A 16,101-nucleotide genomic window follows, 5' to 3' on the forward strand; every position below is an offset into this window, starting at 1 on the left:
GCGAGGCGGAGCGTTCCATCGAAGGTCACCAGTACGAAGCGATTCGCCCGACAACTGCAAATCAGCCGTCCAAACACGAACCTTCGCTCAGTCTCCCAGATTACCTATCGTGGCGCAATCGCCCTGGATTGGGCCGCCTTTGCAGATTCCGACACAACCGGTTTTGATCTGCACGATCCCGCCACGTTGGTCGAGTTTCAATTCTTTCAAACGCCGTTTCAAATGTTTCCAAACTTGTTGCATCTGTTTCGATCCGGCACACTTGGCCGTTTTCCGATCCATGCAGACCAGCAACGTTCGCTCGGCTTGCCCCAACCCAAGTTTGTCGCATTTGCGGCCGGCAGATTTCAGTTCGGACGTTTTCATCGGAATCCGCTGGGGTATGAAGATGCTGTGGGCCGCCATGCTAATCGGCAGGAAGCCGTAAAGTAGGCCTTAGCGAGTGGAGCGAGTTACGGCAGGGCTGCAACAAAATGCCGTAACTCGCTCCACTCGCTACGGCCTACAAAAAATGTCTGCCGATTCACGTGCCAGCCCTCATGCTGACCATCAAGATGCATTGGCATTGACGGTTGGCTGGCTCGGTCTATTCTTTATTGAGAATCACTTTCATCAAGCCTATTCGTTACAGAAACCTCTTTCAGAGCAAAACGACTGTGCAAACTGAGACCATCCTGAATGTTTTCCCCGGTGCGAGCGACCAGCAGCGTTTGGTTCTGGCCCGCTGCACCACTCTGTGCGGCCTGGAACACCTCGTTTTGCGTCAAGAAACCCATTCGGCTGACATCGGTTGGTTCGTGCAGAGCAGCGTCGCGATCGAGCCCGCACAAGTCGCCGGGCTAAAAATGACCCTCTCACCCGCAAGCGTCACCGGTACCACCCGCCGCGAAACGGCCGATCCAGACGCACCGGCAATCCTACGATTCGAGCAGGCGAGCTAAACCATCAAGTAAAGGGTTTCTGACACCCTCGACTCTCGATTTACGCTCATCAAAATCAAACGCAAAGTCGCCAGGCCGCGAAGACGCAAAGAAGCGGCATTTCCGAAACCTTTGCGACCTTGCGGCTGAGCATCTTTGCGTTGAAAACCTCTGCCATCAGAGAACGCGTCGCTGGCGGCAGACCTTGTGTTGGTTTTTTATTTTCTATGCAGTCTTTTCGGACGGCTTTGTTCCAGCAGCGGATCCTTCTGAATTGCGAAGCAATTTGGTGTATTCGTCGACGCCTTCTTGTTCGTCGGCGAGGATGTCTTCCAGAAAGATCACCAAGGGGCGATTGCCTTCGGCCAGTTCCAGGGCTTGTTGGTACATTTCGACCGCTTTGGACTCGAATTCCAGGCTGAATTGCAGCACTTCCTGCAAGTCACGCGATTGCTTGATTTCGTTGCGAGTCGCCACGGGGACTCCACCAAGTGCGACAATTTTGTCACCCACCAGTTGGGCGTGACCAAATGACTCCTTGGCGTCACCGATAAATTTTTCGGCAAAGACTTCACGCCAAACACCTTCGGCGATGAAACTGTTTTGCGAATACTGGGCAACGCCCGTCCATTCATGCTTTAGGATTTCGTTGAGTAGGTTTAGCAGTTCTTGGCTGGCCATGATGGCGACCTTTTAGTGAAGGTGAATCGAAATGGGATCGAATCCCGAAAGTAGTGGCATCAGTTGCATGATACATCCAAAGCAATAGTCTTTTTGAGTCCGATCGTCGATCCAGGGCAATTCACTTCAAGCCCGGACCAGAACGCTGCGGCAGACGTTGGCGATGGAATCTTTGTCGGACAGATAGAACGTTGGGATTCTAGACGCGATCAAGGGGCCAGCGATCGAGGTGTAGTCGTTGATGTCGTGAGTGTTGATAATGACGGCGACGGCGCGGCCTCGTTTGGACAGTCCGACCAGCGTTGCGATCGTTGCCGCAGAGGCTTGCTGAAGGATGATCAGCAACGTTGTGTCGCCCGAAAGTTGGCTTTCGCATTCGACCAATAATTCAGAAAGCGTCAGGCCATCGGTTCGTTCAAGTCGTGCCAGCGTGCGATGAATGTCTTTGAACTGGGCTGGGCCGCGCGAGGGTGAAATGATGACTGGATTCAGGCGATCGTTTTCGGATCGCATCGCTGCTGCATTGGAAACGTCGGAGCGTTTTTGCGGATGCGAAATTCGTTGATCGCCCTGCCATCCTTCGGTGCGAATACGGTCGGCGGCGTCGCGTCCATTGGTGACCAAGCCAAACGGTTCACCGGATTCGTGCAGTGACGCAGCGATTGACGCCGCAGCGGTGACGGCCAGATCCGTGCGCACGGGTTCGTGCGAATTGGGGTTGGTGCTGGTGTGCATGTCCAAGATCAGGGTGGCACCGGCGATCGAAGATGGTTCGTAGATCTTGCTGTGCAGCGTTCCTGTTCGCGCGGTCGCAGCCCAGTGAACGCTTCGCATCGGGTCGCCGATTTGCCATTGGCGAATCCCTCTTAGCCGCGTCGGGTCGTCCATCACATTGGCTCGCATTCGGATTTCACCGATCGGACGTCTCGATCCAATTTCGTACTGCGTCAGCGGAACGATCTCTGGCATGACGGTGATGTACTGCGGATCGGTGCCAACACGGAACCGGCGAAACAAGCCCATCAAGTCACCGGTTTCCAGAACCGTCGGTCCGATTTGCAAATAGCCTCGGCGGCGGCAATCGACGTCATAGTCAATTGCTTTGGTTTCCCCCGGCCACAACAACATCACCGCCAAACGCTCGCCGTCAATTTTTAACGGTGGTGAATGTTTGCTTGCACTGAGAACTTGTTTGGGCAACAGGTCTTCCACCAACAACCAAAGCATTGGGACTTTGGCGGTGTTAGTGATTTCAATTCGCGCGTTCGCCTTGGATCCGACTTTGAGTTCACGATCGCCGGTCGTTCGCAGTGCGGTCGCGGAAGTGGACCAAGTGTTTGCGAGCAGATAATTGACGCCCACCAATAAAGCGATCGTAATTCCGGCCAATACCCAAAGCGAAGCACCAAACAGAATGCCCACCAACAGCAAGGTGCTTACGCCTGCCGCGATGGTCAACTTGGCAGAAGGTGGCGACGAAGATTTCATTGATCCGATCAGGTTTTGAACCACGGAGGCACAGAGAAACACAGAGGGTTGTGAATGAGTGATCGAAAGTGATCTCTGCGTCTCTGTGGTTTCATTTAGCGAAGTCTTGTCACGTTCCGATCGTCGGGACTGCAATCTCGCTGACGATCTCGTCGATCACGCTCTCGGTGCTGACTTTACGCAACCGACTTTCGGGACGCAAAATCACACGGTGGTTCATCACCGGTTCGATAATTTTTTTCAGATCGTCAGGAAGCACATAGTTGCGACCTCGGATCGCGGCCATTGCTTGGGCACAACGAAACAGTGCGATGCTGGCGCGTGGGCTGCCGCCGAGTGCCAGGTCTTCGTGTGACCGAGTTTGCGAAATGATTTGCAGCAGATAGCCGCGAAGTTTTGGATCGACGCGAACTTTCTTGACGATCTGTTGGGCTCGCACAATTTCGGTCGCCTGGGCAACGGGTTGCAGCGTGTCCACGGGATGCTGGTGCTGCAACATTTCCAGCATTCGCATCTCTTCTTCCATCGTCGGATATCCCAAACTGAACCGCATCATAAAACGATCTAGCTGGGCTTCGGGCAGCGGAAACGTGCCTTCGTGATCGACTGGGTTTTGGGTGGCGATGACGATGAAGGGTGGATCGAGCGTGTGCGTGGTTCCATCGACCGTGACGCGTGTTTCCGCCATCGCTTCCAACAGTGAAGCTTGGGTTCGCGGTGTGGCGCGATTGATTTCGTCGGCCAACAAAATCTGAGTGAAGACAGGACCAGGGCGAAATTCAAACTCGGATGTCTTTTGGTTGAAAATCGAAGTGCCGGTCACATCGGTGGGCAACAAATCTGGCGTGCATTGAACTCGTTTGAACTTGCAGCCCACGCTGCGTCCCAATGCCCGAGCGAGCATGGTTTTGGCGACGCCGGGAACGTCTTCCAGTAAAATGTGGCCTCCCGAGAGCCAGGTTACCAGCGACAAAACAAGTTGTTTCCGTTTGCCCACGATCGCCAGTTCAACGTTGGCAATGATCCGCTTAGCCAGATCGCTGACGATGGCGGCCTGGTCGGCTGGAGGCGTCGCCTTGACTGCCATTTTCGCAGCGGGCGCTTTCGCGTATGGCGTTTTTGCGGCAGGTTTCGCCGCAGGTTTCGCCATCGGGGGCTGGTCAGCTTGGTCCATGAGCGTCGTTTACATTTAAGGAACATCGGCACTGAAATTGCTACTATCATGGTACCTAGACAATGGGCTGCCGTGGTGGCAGTTCGTCGGATTGAGAGCCCTATGTTAATCCCCAACTCGTCGATACCGAACTTACTGGTCACCGATGACGACTCAGCGTTTCGCAGCGTTTTGTGCGAAGGGCTTGCGCGTCGTGGATTTAAGGTCACCGAAGCGGGGGACGGAATGCAAGCGATCGAGCTGATCGAGCGAAGTGAAGTCCATGTCTGCCTAGTCGACTTTCACATGCCAAGGCTTAACGGGCTGGAAGTCATCCGGCACATTCGCCGAACGTCCCAGCAAACTCCGTGCGTGTTAATGAGTGCCGACTTGGACGAAACAATCCGGGCTCAGGCAAAGCAAGTATCCGCCTACGAAGTGCTTTCCAAGCCGATTCGGTTAAAGCAAATTAGCGACTTGATCTGCACTGCCCTGTCGGATGTCTACGGTTGGCGTCCCGCCTGATCTCTCTTGGCATTTGACATTCTTGTAGGCCGGAACAAGCTTGCCGCAGTTCCGGCAATCGCATGGTACGACGTTGGTTTGCCGGAACTGCGCTAAGCTTGTTCCGGCCTACATCAATTCACAATCCAAGGACTGCTTACCCAAACACTTTTAGCGTTGGCATTGGTCGAGCGATTTCCTGTTCGTCGCGAACCTTTTCGACCAACGTTTCGATCGCTTCGATTTCTTTGCGGCTTTGATGCGCGTTGGTCGCCGATTGATTGGTCATTACCAAGATCGTGTCGGACGGTTTTGCGTGGGCCATTGCCCACTGGATCGCTTTGGTTTGATCCGTGACCATTCGCATGGCGGCACATTTTTCGACGCCGTCGAGCACGGCGTGAGATGCAGCCAAGAACGATTTCTTTTGTTCAGGAAACGATGTCACGATCGCGTGGTCCGCGAACCGTTCCAATAAATTCCCCAAACGTGCGAGCGATGTTGGGTCTTCTTCGTTACTGATCGCTGCGATGCACCATAGTCGGCCGCTGGCCTTCATCGAACGAGCTGTTCGCATCGCGGTGGCACATCGTTCTGCTGATCCGGCAACATCAATCATCACCGATGCGTGACCGTAACGGCTAAGCGTTTGGCCGCGACCGGGAACCGATCGTAGGCTTCCCAGGTGGCTGGCGATTTCGGGTAATTCAAAATCTGTTAACAAGCCAACCGTCACTGCGGCTGCTTGATTGGCGGCCATCGCTCCGCCGCAAAGTGGTGTTTCCATCACGGCGGTGCTGTCATCGTGGGTGACCAACAAGGTCGTCATGCCACAGGATTGATCGATGATTTTTGCGGTCACATCAGCACTGCCGCGGACTCCGTAGCTGACTTGGCGAACGCCGGCTTCTTGGATGATCTGCATCGCTTTGTTGTCGTCGGCCGGTGCGATGACGACGCCGTTGGGATTGAGAGTTTCCAATGCACAGGAAAGTGCGGACGGCCCAAAATCTTGACTGGCAATGGTTGATCCAGTTACGACTAACAAATCGAAACCGATGCAGTCGTAGCGTCCTTGGCGAAGATCGGTATCGACCATTTCGATGATCGCGATTTGGCTATCGCAGTCAACGGCTTCGCCGACCCAATCGACAAGCGATGACGCTGAGTGCATTTTTTCGGTTTGAGTGGTCTGCACCACACCATCGCTGCTGCCCAGATCGGTCTGGTACGCCGTGCGAATGTTCTTGGCACGGAACAACGTTGAGATCAACAGCGACGTGGTTGTCTTGCCCGCGGATCCGACAACGCCGATCGTCAGCAATTTCTGATCGGGGTTGTTCAGCAATGCAGAATTGATATCCGCCATCGCTAATTCGATGTCGCCGACGATGCACTGCGGCAACGGGCAAGGCAGCACTTGTTCGGTCAAAATTCCCGATGCACCGCGCGACAACGCGTCGGCAACGATTCGCATCGGATCGTCTTGGCCGATTCGATAGACGACTAGGTCGCCGGGCATTGCGGTCTTGGATGATTCGGCAACCGAAACAAATTCAACGTCGCTGCCAGCATGGAACCGAGCACCAGCCAGAATCCCACGAAGCGATTGCGTGGGAGCTTCGGAAGTAGAGGTGATACCGGTACGGGTAGCATCTGTCGGGGCGGATGAGAATTCAATCGCGCTGGTGTCAGTAGATTTCTGACGCATGATGGCCTCCTTGCACATCGTAGGATTTGTTTCTCGCGGTCGTGTTTCACCGAATCATGGGTGACGACTGCGAGAAAAGAAAAGCGTTCCTCGCTTCTCGATATGCGTGATTGTTCCCATCGAGCAAAAACGGTCAAGGCCGAAAACTTTCAGTTTGTTCCGGCGGAGCCTCGGACGCGACATTTGCTTGCAAAGCTGGTTGCCGCTATTTCCCCGGCAATTCGATGCCCGCATCGGCCATCAATCTCTGCAAATCTTCCCATGCAGCTTTTTTTGCGGCCGGGTTTCGAAGCAGGTAAGCGGGGTGATAGGTCACCAGGACTTTGCTGCCACGATATTGATGAAATTTTCCGCGGAGTCGTCCGACGGACAGTTTGGTGCCGAGCAATTCAGAAGCGGCAATCGCACCGAGACAGACGATGTATTCGGGGCGAATCAGGTTGAGTTGTTGTTGGTAAAACGCCTTGCAATTTTGCAGTTCATCGCCTTCGGGATTTCGATTCCCCGGTGGGCGACATTTGACCGTGTTGGTGATGTAACAATCGGCGCGGTCCAGCGTGCAGGCAACGATCATCTTGGTTAGCAACTGTCCCGCCTTGCCAACAAAGGGACGGCCGCTGCGATCTTCGTCGGCACCGGGGCCTTCGCCAAAGAACAGGAACCGTGCTTGCGGACTGCCTTCGCCGAAAACGGTTTGAGTTCGACAGCTAGCCAGAATTTCGCAAGACGTACACTGAGAAACTTGTTCAGCCAGAATTTGCAACTGTGCCTTGCGATCGTCGGCCGACAATGCTTTCCCGTCGTAATCGCCGTCGGTGGTCGAAAATGCGGGGACGGTTTCTAGCCGGGTTTTCGGCATCGCTGGCTTGGACGCGGCGGCCGGAGCAGGCGGTTTGGGTGGCGAGACAGCAGGCGGATCGGGCGATGAGGGCTCTGGGACGGCAAACTGGTCGGCCAATAATTCGACGCTCGCCGGATTGGCGACTGGCAAGAACGAAACGCCCGATCGCTGGAGATGGGCGGCTAATGCAGCCGCTTGGGCGTGGATTTCGGCAGGATCGAGTGATTCGTTGTCAGACATGCTGGGCAGTATATCGATCGAAATACAGTTAGTCGGCACCTGTGTGAAATTTACTGGACGGATTAAGCTGTGGGGCTCCGAACAGGCCGGTAAAAATGTAGGCCGGCAACAAGACGCGACAGCGGCGCAGTTCCGGCTTTTCGCGGTGGCTACTGCCGGAACTTCGCTTCGCTTGTTTCGATCTACTTTCGGCCAACATCACGGCCAACATCACGACGAGCAAAACAGCTCAACCCGTTTACCAAGCACTTAACCTGAATGTCTGTCCCCAAAGTCGCCATCATCGGACGTCCAAACGTCGGCAAAAGCAGCCTCTTTAATTGGCTCGCACGCCGGCGGCTGGCCATCGTCGATGATTATTCCGGCGTGACCCGCGATCGAATGACGACCCTGATCGAACACGACGATCGGTTCTTTGAATTGACCGATACCGGTGGAATGGGCGTCGTCGACGATGATAACCTGACCGAAGATGTCGTCCGCCAAATCGAAATGGCGATCACGTCCGCCGACATCATTCTGTTCGTCGTGGACATCCAAACCGGTTTGATGCCGCTGGATGTGACGGTTGCCGAACGACTGCGTGGGATCGAACGACCTGTAATTTTGGTTGCCAACAAAGCGGACCAACCGCATCAAGACATTGCAGCGGAGGAGTTCCAAAAGCTCGGACGAGGACACATCATTCGCGTCAGCTCGACTCAAAATCGGCACCGCGACGACTTGTTGGAATTGATCGTCGATCGTTTGCCCGAAGCGAATGACGAAACCGTCGAAGAGCCTACGATGAAGATCGCGATCGTTGGTCGCCGGAATGTTGGCAAGAGTACGTTCGTCAACACGTTGGCCGAGACCGATCGAATGATCGTCAGCGAGGTCGCCGGAACGACTCGTGACAGCGTGGATGTTCACTTTGACGTTGACGGCCAAACCTTCATCGCGATTGACACGCCGGGATTACGAAAACGAAAAAGCCAACGCACGGACCTGGAATGGTACGGCATGCACCGCGCCCAACGCAGCGTTCGTCGCGCCGACGTGGTGCTGATGTTCTTCGACGCCGTCGAAACCGCCAGCAAGGTTGATAAGCAGTTGCTCGGTTACGTGATGGAACATCACAAGCCTTGCATTTTTGTGATCAACAAATGGGACAAACTGCATGGAACCGTTCCAACGGATCGCTGGGTTCAATACTTGCGTGGCCAGTTTCCGACGCTCGCGTATGCTCCGATCGCGTTCATCACCGGCGAAACGGGCAAGAACGTCAAGTCACTGTTAAATCACTCGGCGATGTTGTTCAAGCAAGCACGCGAACGAGTATCAACCGGCGTGCTGAACCGAGTGATCCGAGCCGCCATTGATGCTCATGAACCACCGATGTATCAAAACCGTCGGCCCAAAATTTATTACGCCACGCAAGTCGCGACGGAACCGCCCACGGTCGTGCTGGTCTGCAACGACCCCAAAGCATTCAGCAACGATTACCAGCGATACCTCTTAAATGTCCTTCGTGACCATTTGTCGTTCGGCGAAGTCCCAATCAAATTGTATCTGCACAAAAAGCATCGCATGGATGACGGCACTGAAAAAGATTCGGTGCGACGTTAGGTTCGTTTTCGCAGGTCGATTCGAACGCTTTTGTTACTACACTCCGGCTTCCAAGCGAAGCTGCTTCAATTGCTGAGTCGTTTCATGTTTTGTCGCCCAGTCATCAATGTAGGACCAATCGAGCTTGTCTCCGGAAACGACTAGAAGGTTGACGACATCGTCCAGGTCTTTACGCCGAGCCCATCGCAACTTCTGAATCACAACATCCTCGGCAGTCGGCACCCACGCTTTGCAGTCAATTTCAGCGATGCTTGCTTTTACCTTTCGCTGCCACTGTTCAAGATGGTGCGGGTCTTGGGTGGCTTGGAACAGCTCGATCTCGAAGTCCGTCGGCGAATAGCAAAGAACATGTCGCACTGATCCGGTGAAGATTTCCATCATCATTTGTGGGTCGAGTTTGAAATCGTCCCCAAGAGACTTTGTGAATTTAACAATGTCAGGCTGAGGTAAAGTGACGACAAAGTCTGCGTCATTGGTGGATCGAGGTACCGCATACAAGTTGCAAGCGAATGCACCGACCAACAAGTATTCAATATCTTGTTTCTCTAACTCGATGATCACGGCCCGAATCGCTTCCAAGCTATTCATCTATCGCAATAACCTGATCGCATTAGGCAAACTCATCGGTAGAAACGTTGACGTAGATTTCTTTCTCGTGGACCTGCCGTGTTGCGTTCCGCCGACGCTTCAGCTCTTCCCGTACCTGCATCTCTGACCAATCTGGATGCTGGCCAATGATCGAATGAATCAACACCGCACGGCTCAAATCATAGAGCCTCGCTCCATCAGCCAGTTTTTCGCTGGCTGCTCGACCACGAGCTCGAGCAGCTTTGCGAGTTAGAATTGATTTTTGAAGTGGTTGAATCACGAATTGATAGTGTGTGACTTGGCAGGCTTGGATACGACATCGACTCTGATAATCTACATCGATCGACGGATACTTGCACCTAGAAAGAACCTGCAAACGATCGCTCTCCAGTTCGGATGGCGAGCAAAACTCGCGTATTTGACAACATTGCTAGCAACCCAGTTTCACAAAAAAGATTCTGATCTTGGCTCGGTTTCACGAAATCCGTTAAACTCCCAGGCCTACGTAGCCGAGCGCGGCGGATTTGTCTTTACATGATGTGAAGCACCACCGCTCGCGAAAACCATGGAAGGTAGACAATGTCAGGCGAATCATTCCGGTTCATTCACGCCAGCGATTTTCATCTCGAAACACCGCTGGGCGATCTCGATGCACTGCCCGCACACTTGCGAGACGCGATGGCGGACGCGCCACGCCGCGCCGCCGCAGCGGTTTTTGAGGCAGCGCTCGCCGACAATATCGACTTCTTGGTTCTAAGCGGCGATTTGCTTTCGCCCGCTTCGGCCGGTCCGCACGGCATGTCGTTGTTGTTGGACTACTTTGACAAATTGCACGCCAAGAAAACGCCTGTGTTCTGGTCCGCCGGCATCGCCGACGATCCCGCACGTTGGCCTGATTCAGTACCGCTGCCACCCAACGTGACCATGTTCCCCAAGAACCGCGCCGTTGCGGTTCCGGTTGAACGGGCTGGACGAACGATCGCTGTTGTGGTCGGTCGCAGCAGTGACGGTCGAAGCATTTTGCATGTCCCCAGCTTTCGCGTTGATCCCACTGATGAATACACCGTCGCGGTCGGTTACGGCGATGCCGATGCCGACGCATTAGCGGAAGGCCGATTCGATTACTGGGCATTGGGCGGACAGCACAACCGCAGCGAAATCGAAGGCGGCGCACAGTCGGCGGCGATCTATTGTGGTTCGCCGCAAGGACGATCGATCGAAGAAACAGGAGCCCACGGTTACAGCACCGTCGATGTTGATTCGGACGGAACCACGCGAGTCCACGCGATCGAGTGTGACGCGTTTCGCTATGCCGATGTGGAAGTATCGGCGGACGAGATTGCATCGGTTGGCGGCATTCGCAATCTAATCGGCGAAAAGATGTCGCGACTGCAACACGATGCCGGCGGGCGTCATTTGATCGTCGGTTTCGATATCTCGATCACCAGCGGCGAGTCCTTGCAATCGATCGGCGACGTCGAAGAACTGATCACCTGGGCACGCCGCGAATACGGACACGGAACGCCATCGTCTTGGACAACACGAATCAAGGTTCGCACGCCGCGATCCTATCCGAAATCGTGGCAAGACGAAGACACGATTCTTGGCGACTTTTTGCGTGCGGCTGAAAAGCATCGTGCCACCGAAGGTCGCGATTTGAATCTGTTGCCGTTTACCGAAGAAGAGCCTTCGCTGCCATCGACGACGCAGTCGATTTTGGCGGAGGTGTCATCGAGCGAGCGAAGTGAATTGCTTGGCGAGGCGTCGTTGCTTGGCGTCGAGTTACTGCGTGGCGGAAAACTAAAACAACCTGTTGCCTAGGCAACAACTGTGAGCCGCTGGCCGTAAGGCCTCGGGCAACGAGAGAATCCCGGCCGCTTACGCGTCGCGGCTCACAAAGTCAGAAATGTTACTAACGCCAAAACGGCTAACGAAACGAATGAAATCATGAAGATTAAAGACATTCAGATCGATGGATTCGGCGTATGGACCGGCCTGTCAGTCGATTCGCTGCCCGAAGGCATGACGTTGTTCTATGGCCCCAACGAAGCGGGCAAGACAACGTTGATGCAGTTCGTCCGCGCGATGCTGTACGGCTTCACTGCCGACCGCCGCGAAAAATACTTGCCACCGGTTCACGGCGGAACGCCCGGTGGAGCGATGCGAGTGACCGGACCGGGCGGCGGGTACGAAATTCGTCGTCACAGTCAATTGACCGACACCAACGTCACCGGCCGCTTGACCGTGACTGGCCAAGACGGGCTTAGCCAAGGTCAACATCGCCTCAGCAGTTTGCTGGGCCAGATCGACGAACCGATCTTTACCAACGTGTTTGCCATCGGCATGCGCGAACTGCAAGAGCTAAGCACGTTGGACGACACCTCCGCTGCTGATGAACTGTACAAGTTGTCCAGCGGTCTCGATCGCGTCAGCTTGGTGGACGTGATGCGCAGCCTGCGTGGCGGGCGCAAGTCGTTGGTCGGCAAGTCAAGCGTCGTCGATGATGCTGATGCCGACAAAATGGCGGGGCTGATTTCCAAGCGAGAAAAACTACGCGATGAAGTTGCCGGGCTGACGCGTGGCGGACGTCGTTGGAGCGAATTGGCGTCACAGCGTCGCAGCGGTCTGCAAGAAATCGAACAGTTAACCGAACGGATCGGCGTTTGGGAACAGGAAGCCAAGACGGTCGAAACGGCCACCAGTGTTTTTGAGACTTGGCGTGAGCGTGAAAAGATCGCTGAGCAAATTAAGCAAGGTGAGAGCGAAGTTCATCTGCCCGACGAAGCCCCCGGGCAATTGATCCAAATCGATGCGTCGATGGAAGAGCGTCGTCATAAACTGGAAGAAGTCAAAAACAAACGGCGTGCGATCCGCGAAAAAGCACATCAGTTGCCCGTTTCGAAACGAATGCTTGATCTGCAAGGTCGGATCGAAGCGGCCGCTGAACAAGCGACTTGGGTGGAAGCACTCGAAGAACAAATCACGCGTCTTGATTCCCAAATCGGTAAAGCACGCACACAATTGGATGCCGATGCTGATCGTTTGGGTTTGGACGAAGAAGAACGTCGTGACTTGGTCGAAGGCAACGCGGGCAACTTGCCCGACATGTCGCGTCAAACGCTCAGCGCGTTGTCGGCTCCGGCAAAACAGGTCAAGGAGCAATCGTTCCTGCTCAAGCAAGCTCGTGCGACCGGAGCCGAACACAAAAAGCGTGCCGACAAAATGTCGGACCAGCTTCGCGAAACGCTTGAACGAGCTCGCGCCAGCGACTTGCAACAAGCGATCCGTGATCAAACCAAGTTGATCGCGACGCTGAAGCATCGCATCCAAGTCGGCGAGCATTTAGATAAGCTGAAACGGCATTACCGTGAACTTGAAAAGGAATCGATCGAACTGACCACTGCGGAAGCGCTGCCGATCGACCGGCTAATACTGTTAGCTGTGCCGTTCATCTTTGGCGGCATCGCATTAATCTACGGATGTGCAAATCTTTTCGGCATTAATTGGTTGGTCGATGAGCCTGATCCGACCTGGGGCATGCTTTGCTTGATGGTCGGAATCATGGGCATGATGACCTATTACTTCGGTCGCGAAAATGGAATGCGATCGAATTCGTTTGATCGTGAAGAAACCGAACGTCAAATCGAAACGATGCGAAAACAGATCCGCGAAATCGAAGGCGAGCGAGGCGACATTGACAGTTCGCTTCCCACCACCGGCGAATCGCTGGAACTTCGGCTCCGTGAATCCGAGCATCTGCTTGACGAATTGGAAGCATCGCTGCCGACCTATCACAATCACCAAGCCGCGATCCAAGCTTACAAAACTACTCGCACCAATGCACAGCGTGCGGCCGAAGGTTTGCGGGAAGCCAAGCGAGAATGGGCTTCCACGCTGGAACACCTGGGGCTTAGCGAATCGATGTCACCATCAAGCGTTCGCAAACTGGGCGATGGATACGAAACGCTGCAAGCGAGTCGCCGTCGGTTGGATGAATTGTTGGCTGAAAAGGATCAGCGAAAAAGCGAACGACAAACGATCGCCAAGCGAATTGAATTGCTGTACCTGGAATCACTGGAAGTCGGCAAAGAATCGACACTTGAATCTTCGTCTGACAAGTTCGAGATCGATAAAGAAGACGTACACTCAACCGGCAACGGCCAATTGGCGGTCAAGTCGCGCAGCGGTCCACTGGAACAACTCAACCACCTGCACGAAGAACTTTCTCGCCAGCAACACTGGATCAAACGGCGTCGCGAGCTGAAAGAACAAGATCAACAGCTCAAACGTCAACAATCCAGTCATCATCAAAATCTGGAACGCAGCGAACAACAGCGTCGAGCTTTGTGGGCCAAGTGCGGCGTTGCAACGCCCGAACAGTTCTACACGATGGTTGACACGAAAGCCCGTTTGGCCGAACTGGACAAGAATCATCGTGAACTCGATAAGCAAATTCGTTCGATCATCGGCAACCACGTTTCCTATGAAGACGTTGAACGAGAAATCGACGGGGCAACCGCTGGCGATCTCGAAAAGCGTTGGGAATCGCTCACCAATCGCATGACGGAAACCGAGTCTCGGATCGCTGAATTGCGAACCTCGCACGGGCAACTTGCTCAAGAAATGAAACACCTTGGCGATGACAATCGTTTGTCGGTCGCTCAGTTGGAATTGGGCTGCATCGAACGTCGCATTGAATCGCTGGCACGTCGTTGGCAAACGTTGGGCATGGCCAGTTGTTTGCTGGAAGACGTTTGCAGCACGGTCGAGCGTGAACGCCAGCCCGAAACGCTGCGTGAAGCGTCTTCGTTCTTGTCGCAATTGACCGACGGAAAATACAAACGCATCTGGACTCCGTTGGGCACTAACCAACTGAAGATCGATGACAAGGATAAGAAATCACTTCCGCTTGATGTTCTCAGTCGTGGTACTCGTGAAGCCGTCTTCATTGCACTGCGATTGTCCTTGGCGGCAGCCTATTCACGCCGCGGTGTGATGCTGCCGTTGGTCCTGGACGACGTGCTGGTCAACTTTGACCGTGACCGTGCCATTCATGCAGCTCGAACACTGAAAACGTTCGCCGAACTTGGACATCAAGTCATGATGTTTACCTGTCACGAACACATCGTCGATATCTTCCACGACATCGACGTCGAAGTCCGCTTGATGCCAGCACAAGGTGAACCCGGCCGCGCGACGGTGTTGATTCCAGAAGAAGTTGAAGAAGAGGAGTACGAAGAAGAGGAAGAATACGAATACGTCGAAGAGGAAATGGAGCTGGAACCGGAAGAGCAGGTCGAAGAAGTTGAACCAGAGCCCGAACCGGAACCGATCGTGGTTGAGCGAAAGCCTGAACCGAAGCCAGAGCCAGAAACCAAAATCGTTTATGTGGATCGACCAGCACCCAAGCCGAAAAAGAAACCCAAACCGGTCGTCGAGTACATCGAACGCGAACCGGAACCGGTCTATGTCGAACCAGAACGAGTGTTTGAACCGGAGCCGGAACCCGCCGCGATTGGGTGGGCGTGGTTTGAACGAGAACCACAGCGACGGATCAACGAAGCCGAAGAAGCGCTCGCCGCAATTACCAGCGACGAATGGGACGACCAACGCTTGATCGAGAACGGTTGGGTTGGCCAAGAAGAACCCGCGTTGCCAGATGACATCTGGAATCGAGCTTCCGCGTCCGACGGTCCAGCTTGGTGGGACGGGAAGTAGGGCGTTTGTTCAGTTTCTGAAAAGGCTAAAGTAGGCCTTATTGAGCGGAGCGCAATACGGCCCACAAAATTGCAGCTTGCAGCTTGCAGCTTGCCGCGCACGAAAAAAGTCGCTGGGTTCGATGGACCTAGCGACTATCGAAGTCAAAAATTCGCTGGAATACTTCCAACTAAGGAACTCGCGCCTTTTGATAGTCGCCTTTCGCTCCGCGAAAGCAGCGGATTCGCTACTTTCGCGGAGCGAAAGGCGACCCTTATTCCTCGCTCGTTCCTACGCTTGGAAGGAGCTTCCGCAACCGCAGCTCTTGGTTGCGTTGGGATTCTCGAAGGTGAATCCTTGCTTTTCGAGGCTTTCGTACCAATCGACGGTGGTGCCGTCCAAGTACAACGCACTCTTCTTGTCGACGACGACGGCGACGCCGCCGCAATCGTATTTGGTGTCAGCTTTTTCGTCGAACGTGTCGTCGAAATTCAGCGTGTAGCTGAATCCGCTGCAACCGCCGGCTGCAATGCCGATACGGAGCACCATTTCGTCGCCAAAGTTGTGCTCGACTTGAAACTGCTTGACTTGTTCCGCTGCTCGTTCGGTCAGTTTAACTGCCATCGTTCTTAGTCACCCTAGGCTGGATTGATCGCAAGCGATCATGAGT

Annotated in this window: 15 protein-coding genes; 7 read left to right on the forward strand and 8 right to left on the reverse strand. The window is 54.2% G+C overall.

What is annotated here, in order from left to right; all coding sequences use genetic code 11:
- The 3 genes from RC85_RS28375 to RC85_RS05080 all read left to right on the forward strand — a co-directional run.
- Positions 1-432 (forward strand): hypothetical protein (locus RC85_RS28375; protein WP_238383091.1); only part of this gene is annotated, 432 nt, incomplete at its 5' end.
- A 79-nt stretch (positions 433-511) separates the two neighbouring features.
- Positions 512-667: a hypothetical protein gene (locus RC85_RS27400; RefSeq protein WP_162273167.1), complete on the forward strand. Its 156-nt coding sequence runs from the start codon at positions 512-514 to the stop codon at positions 665-667.
- Positions 657-941: a hypothetical protein gene (locus RC85_RS05080; protein ID WP_068259369.1), complete on the forward strand. Its 285-nt coding sequence runs from the start codon at positions 657-659 to the stop codon at positions 939-941. The genes RC85_RS27400 and RC85_RS05080 overlap by 11 nt, the downstream gene beginning before the upstream one ends.
- Positions 942-1,145: 204 nt before the next feature.
- Here the strand turns inward: RC85_RS05080 and RC85_RS05085 are convergent, their stop codons facing one another.
- The 3 genes from RC85_RS05085 to RC85_RS05095 form a co-directional block, all read right to left on the reverse strand.
- Entirely contained in the window at positions 1,146-1,601 is a 456-nt protein-coding gene (locus RC85_RS05085) for a ferritin-like domain-containing protein (protein ID WP_068259372.1), read from the reverse strand.
- 126 nt (positions 1,602-1,727) lie between these two features.
- Positions 1,728-3,089 (reverse strand): DUF58 domain-containing protein, encoded by a 1,362-nt coding sequence (locus RC85_RS05090; protein WP_068259375.1) that lies wholly within the window; start codon positions 3,087-3,089, stop codon positions 1,728-1,730.
- A gap of 109 nt (positions 3,090-3,198) precedes the next feature.
- Positions 3,199-4,176 carry an AAA family ATPase gene (locus RC85_RS05095; RefSeq protein WP_235033511.1) on the reverse strand — a complete coding sequence of 326 codons (978 nt, stop codon included), beginning with the start codon at positions 4,174-4,176 and terminating at the stop codon, positions 3,199-3,201.
- Between the two features lie 189 nt (positions 4,177-4,365).
- Here RC85_RS05095 and RC85_RS05100 point away from each other — a divergent pair, with 189 nt between their 5' ends.
- Complete coding sequence (locus tag RC85_RS05100; protein WP_068259381.1) at positions 4,366-4,767, forward strand: response regulator; 402 nt, start codon at positions 4,366-4,368, stop codon at positions 4,765-4,767.
- A gap of 136 nt (positions 4,768-4,903) precedes the next feature.
- Here the strand turns inward: RC85_RS05100 and RC85_RS05105 are convergent, their stop codons facing one another.
- Entirely contained in the window at positions 4,904-6,457 is a 1,554-nt protein-coding gene (locus RC85_RS05105; protein ID WP_160148201.1) for a glutamate ligase domain-containing protein, read from the reverse strand.
- Positions 6,458-6,662: 205 nt separating this feature from the next.
- Positions 6,663-7,538 (reverse strand): uracil-DNA glycosylase, encoded by an 876-nt coding sequence (locus RC85_RS05110; protein ID WP_068259388.1) that lies wholly within the window; start codon positions 7,536-7,538, stop codon positions 6,663-6,665.
- A 258-nt stretch (positions 7,539-7,796) separates the two neighbouring features.
- Between RC85_RS05110 and der the strand changes: the two genes are divergently transcribed.
- The gene (gene der, locus RC85_RS05120) at positions 7,797-9,146 is read left to right on the forward strand and encodes a ribosome biogenesis GTPase Der (RefSeq protein WP_068259394.1); all 1,350 of its coding nucleotides are present in this window, start codon (positions 7,797-7,799) and stop codon (positions 9,144-9,146) included.
- Positions 9,147-9,182: 36 nt separating this feature from the next.
- Here the strand turns inward: der and RC85_RS05125 are convergent, their stop codons facing one another.
- A complete protein-coding gene (locus RC85_RS05125) occupies positions 9,183-9,734 on the reverse strand; it encodes a DUF6036 family nucleotidyltransferase (RefSeq protein ID WP_068259398.1) in 552 nt (183 codons plus the stop codon).
- Between the two features lie 22 nt (positions 9,735-9,756).
- The gene (locus RC85_RS05130; RefSeq protein WP_162273168.1) at positions 9,757-10,110 is read right to left on the reverse strand and encodes a hypothetical protein; all 354 of its coding nucleotides are present in this window, start codon (positions 10,108-10,110) and stop codon (positions 9,757-9,759) included.
- A gap of 203 nt (positions 10,111-10,313) precedes the next feature.
- Between RC85_RS05130 and RC85_RS05135 the strand changes: the two genes are divergently transcribed.
- The gene (locus RC85_RS05135) at positions 10,314-11,555 is read left to right on the forward strand and encodes a metallophosphoesterase family protein (protein WP_068259404.1); all 1,242 of its coding nucleotides are present in this window, start codon (positions 10,314-10,316) and stop codon (positions 11,553-11,555) included.
- A gap of 126 nt (positions 11,556-11,681) precedes the next feature.
- The gene (locus RC85_RS05140) at positions 11,682-15,452 is read left to right on the forward strand and encodes an AAA family ATPase (RefSeq protein WP_068259405.1); all 3,771 of its coding nucleotides are present in this window, start codon (positions 11,682-11,684) and stop codon (positions 15,450-15,452) included.
- 270 nt (positions 15,453-15,722) lie between these two features.
- Here RC85_RS05140 and RC85_RS05145 read toward each other — a convergent pair whose 3' ends face one another.
- Positions 15,723-16,055 carry a HesB/IscA family protein gene (locus RC85_RS05145; RefSeq protein WP_068259406.1) on the reverse strand — a complete coding sequence of 111 codons (333 nt, stop codon included), beginning with the start codon at positions 16,053-16,055 and terminating at the stop codon, positions 15,723-15,725.
- Positions 16,056-16,101 lie beyond the last annotated feature (46 nt).

Origin of the sequence: Rubripirellula obstinata (genome assembly GCF_001642955.1) — a bacterium.
In the GTDB taxonomy this organism is placed as follows: Bacteria; Planctomycetota; Planctomycetia; order Pirellulales; family Pirellulaceae; genus Rubripirellula; species Rubripirellula obstinata.

What these genes read in the sequence shown, in the direction of transcription:
- RC85_RS27400 (WP_162273167.1), top strand. Translation starts at nt 512, where the DNA reads ATGTCTGCCGATTCACGTGCCAGCCCTCATGCTGACCATCAAGATGCA.
- RC85_RS05085 (WP_068259372.1), bottom strand. Translation starts at nt 1,601, where the DNA reads ATGGCCAGCCAAGAACTGCTAAACCTACTCAACGAAATCCTAAAGCAT.
- RC85_RS05090 (WP_068259375.1), bottom strand. Translation starts at nt 3,089, where the DNA reads ATGAAATCTTCGTCGCCACCTTCTGCCAAGTTGACCATCGCGGCAGGC.
- RC85_RS05095 (WP_235033511.1), bottom strand. Translation starts at nt 4,176, where the DNA reads ATGGCAGTCAAGGCGACGCCTCCAGCCGACCAGGCCGCCATCGTCAGC.
- RC85_RS05100 (WP_068259381.1), top strand. Translation starts at nt 4,366, where the DNA reads ATGTTAATCCCCAACTCGTCGATACCGAACTTACTGGTCACCGATGAC.
- RC85_RS05105 (WP_160148201.1), bottom strand. Translation starts at nt 6,457, where the DNA reads ATGCGTCAGAAATCTACTGACACCAGCGCGATTGAATTCTCATCCGCC.
- RC85_RS05110 (WP_068259388.1), bottom strand. Translation starts at nt 7,538, where the DNA reads ATGTCTGACAACGAATCACTCGATCCTGCCGAAATCCACGCCCAAGCG.
- der (WP_068259394.1), top strand. Translation starts at nt 7,797, where the DNA reads ATGTCTGTCCCCAAAGTCGCCATCATCGGACGTCCAAACGTCGGCAAA.
- RC85_RS05125 (WP_068259398.1), bottom strand. Translation starts at nt 9,734, where the DNA reads ATGAATAGCTTGGAAGCGATTCGGGCCGTGATCATCGAGTTAGAGAAA.
- RC85_RS05135 (WP_068259404.1), top strand. Translation starts at nt 10,314, where the DNA reads ATGTCAGGCGAATCATTCCGGTTCATTCACGCCAGCGATTTTCATCTC.
- RC85_RS05140 (WP_068259405.1), top strand. Translation starts at nt 11,682, where the DNA reads ATGAAGATTAAAGACATTCAGATCGATGGATTCGGCGTATGGACCGGC.
- RC85_RS05145 (WP_068259406.1), bottom strand. Translation starts at nt 16,055, where the DNA reads ATGGCAGTTAAACTGACCGAACGAGCAGCGGAACAAGTCAAGCAGTTT.